The 2,515-nt window shown below is 73.5% G+C and carries 2 protein-coding genes; both read right to left on the bottom strand.

Annotated features, from left to right (window positions below):
* Nucleotides 1-85: 85 nt before the first annotated feature.
* Nucleotides 86-1,243, bottom strand: a complete 1,158-nt coding sequence (locus ABZ656_RS57475) for an SPFH domain-containing protein (RefSeq protein WP_101404977.1) — start codon at nucleotides 1,241-1,243, stop codon at nucleotides 86-88.
* 45 nt (nucleotides 1,244-1,288) lie between these two features.
* Nucleotides 1,289-2,515: peptidoglycan-binding protein (locus ABZ656_RS57470; RefSeq protein WP_360280655.1), on the bottom strand; the 1,227-nt coding region annotated here is incomplete at its 5' end.

Raw genomic sequence — 2,515 nt, 5'->3', positions numbered from 1 at the left:
TCGGCCGGTGCGTGACGGGCCCCGCCGTCGGACCCCGTCACGGCCCCGCCGTCGGACCCCGTCACGGCCCCGCTGTCGGTCCCCGTCACGGCGAGGCCTCCCTGCGCCCCGTGTAGAACGCCACCGTCAGGTCCTTCACCAGTGCCTTGCGCTCGTAGTCGTCGAGTTCGACCAGCCCGCGCATGGTCAGCCGGGTCACCGTGTCCTCGACGGAGTCGACGACGGAGGTGAGCACGGTGTCGCGGTGCTGAGCGTCCAGGGTCGCGATCCGGCGGCGCTGCATCACGGCCGCGACCTCGGGGGCGTACTCGATCCGGGTCGGCTGCGCCGAGAACACCTCCAGGCCGACCGGCGCGGTGTCCGCGGCGATCATCCCGGTGAGCACCTCGCCGACCGCGTCCGTGTTGCGCAGAGTCGCCACGTCCTTGATGACGGCGGGCGGCGCCTCGGCCGGCAACTGCGAGAGCATCCGCGACATCGCCGCCTCCACGCACTCGCGCAGATACGTCTCGTGGTCCTCGACCCCGAGCACCGCCCGCGCGGTGTCCTTGACCCGCCACACCACGAGCACCACCACCCGCAGCGCGACCCCGTTCGCGTCGACCACCGACATCGGCTCACTGCGCCAGTGCCGCAGCCGTACGTCGACCCGGCGCCGCAGCACCATCGGGTTGATCCACAACAGCCCGGTGCGCCGGACCGTGCCCCGGTAGCGGCCGAAGAGGCCGAGCACCCAGGCCCGCCCGGTCCGACCGCGGGAGAGCCCGCCGAACCCGAACAGTCCGAGCGCGCCGGCCCCGGCGTACGCGGCCCACTGCGCGGGGCCGAGTCCGGCGCCCGCGTACCAGGGCAGCCCGATCACCCTCCCCGCGCTGTGCGGAAGCACACCCGACCACCAGGTGGTGAGTACGCATCCGGCCACCCCGCAGGCCCCGGCCAGCACACCCGCCACTCCGGGCAGCACCCGTGCGGGGCGCTCCACCAGTTCGGGGTCGACCTCCGGCACCGGGCGCGGGGCCCGGCCCAGCATGGGACGCCGGATCCGGGGCTGTTCGCCCGTGCCGCGCCGCCGCCCCACCACGGCGGGCGAGAGCGGCACGGACACCGGTTCGGGGTCGTCCCGGAAGAGCAGATGGACGGGGATCTCGGTGGTCGCCTCGTTGTGGATGAGCCGGGCGGACCGGGAAGCGCCGCCCTCCGGCGTCCCCCCGGACTCCGGGGTGGGTGAAGTCGTCGTACTCATAGCTGCCTCCATGCCTCCGCGCGTGGAAGAGTGATCCCGGCCCTGTCACAAGAAGAGCCGGCGCCAGGTCTCCGGCCCCGGACAGCCGTCCGCCGCGCCGCCGCGCCAGCCCTGCGCCCGCTGGAACGCCTCGACGCCCCGCCGGTCCGCCTCGCCCCAGCGCGGCCCCGGACCCGACGTGTAGTACTTGCCGAACCCCTTCTTCACGAGTTGCTCCCCGAGCCGGGTGACGAACTCGTTGTCGGCGCCCGGCCGGAACAGCCCGCGCCCGGGATAGCCGGGCACGGACGACACGGACGGCACGGACGGCACGGACGGCACGGACGGCACGGACGGAATAGACGGAATAGACGGCACGGACGGAATGGTCGGGACGGAGGGGGCGGCGGGCACGGACGGGGCCGAGAACCCCTTCGTCCCCGGGCCGCCCACCGGTGGGGCCCCCGGCGCGGGCCTCCCCGTCGCCGAAATGTCCCTGCCCTTCCTCCCCACCAGGTAGGACCAGGTCTGCGGCCCCGGCAGCCCGTCCGCGTCCGTGCCGCGCCAGCCCTGCGCCCGCTGGAACGCCCGGGTGGCCCGCCGGTCCGCGTCCGACCAGCTCGATCCGGATCCGGTCGAGTAGAAGCGGTCCGCGCCGCGTTCCACGAGGAGCCGGCCCAGCCGGGTGACTTGGGGGTTGTCCGCGCCGGGGCCGAAGAAGGACGGGCCCGGGTAGCGGCCGCTGGTGACCCCCGGCGCCGAGGCGGCCGCGCCGCTCTTCCCCTCGGCCAGCCCCTTGTAGCGGTAGGGCACATAGCGGTCCGAGTCGGTCCAGTAGGCGTACGGAGTGGACTGCCCGCGGGTGTGCGGGCGCGTCTGTTCATAGGCGAGGTAATACGTGTGGGTGTAGTCCGACCAGCCGCCGAAAAGAACGACGTGCGAGCCTTTCTCGGGATCCGCCGGATTGTGGAAGAGGAGTACGTCGCCGGGCTGCAACTGGTCGCGTGAAATGCGTACGCCGAACGTGTCGAGACTGCCCGTCGACTCGTTTCCCGGCAGGTTCCAGGCCATCGAGACAAAGCCCGAACAGTCCTGCCGGTATCCGTCGGCCCAGTACTCGGACATGCTGTACGGCACCCGCGAGGCGACCCACTTCTTGGCCCGGTTGATGATCGCCGCCCGGGTGGTCGCGGGGAGCTCGCCCCCGGCCCCGGGCCTCGCGGGCCCCGCCGGGCCCCCGTCCATGCCGTGCAGCGGGGCCTTGTCACCCTGCGGGGTGCCGGGCTCGTCACC

It is taken from the genome of Streptomyces sp. NPDC007095 (assembly GCF_040634475.1).
Classification (GTDB): Bacteria; Actinomycetota; Actinomycetes; order Streptomycetales; family Streptomycetaceae; genus Streptomyces.
Note: the sequence above shows the minus strand (reverse complement) of the source record. Positions and strands in the feature narration are given on the sequence as shown.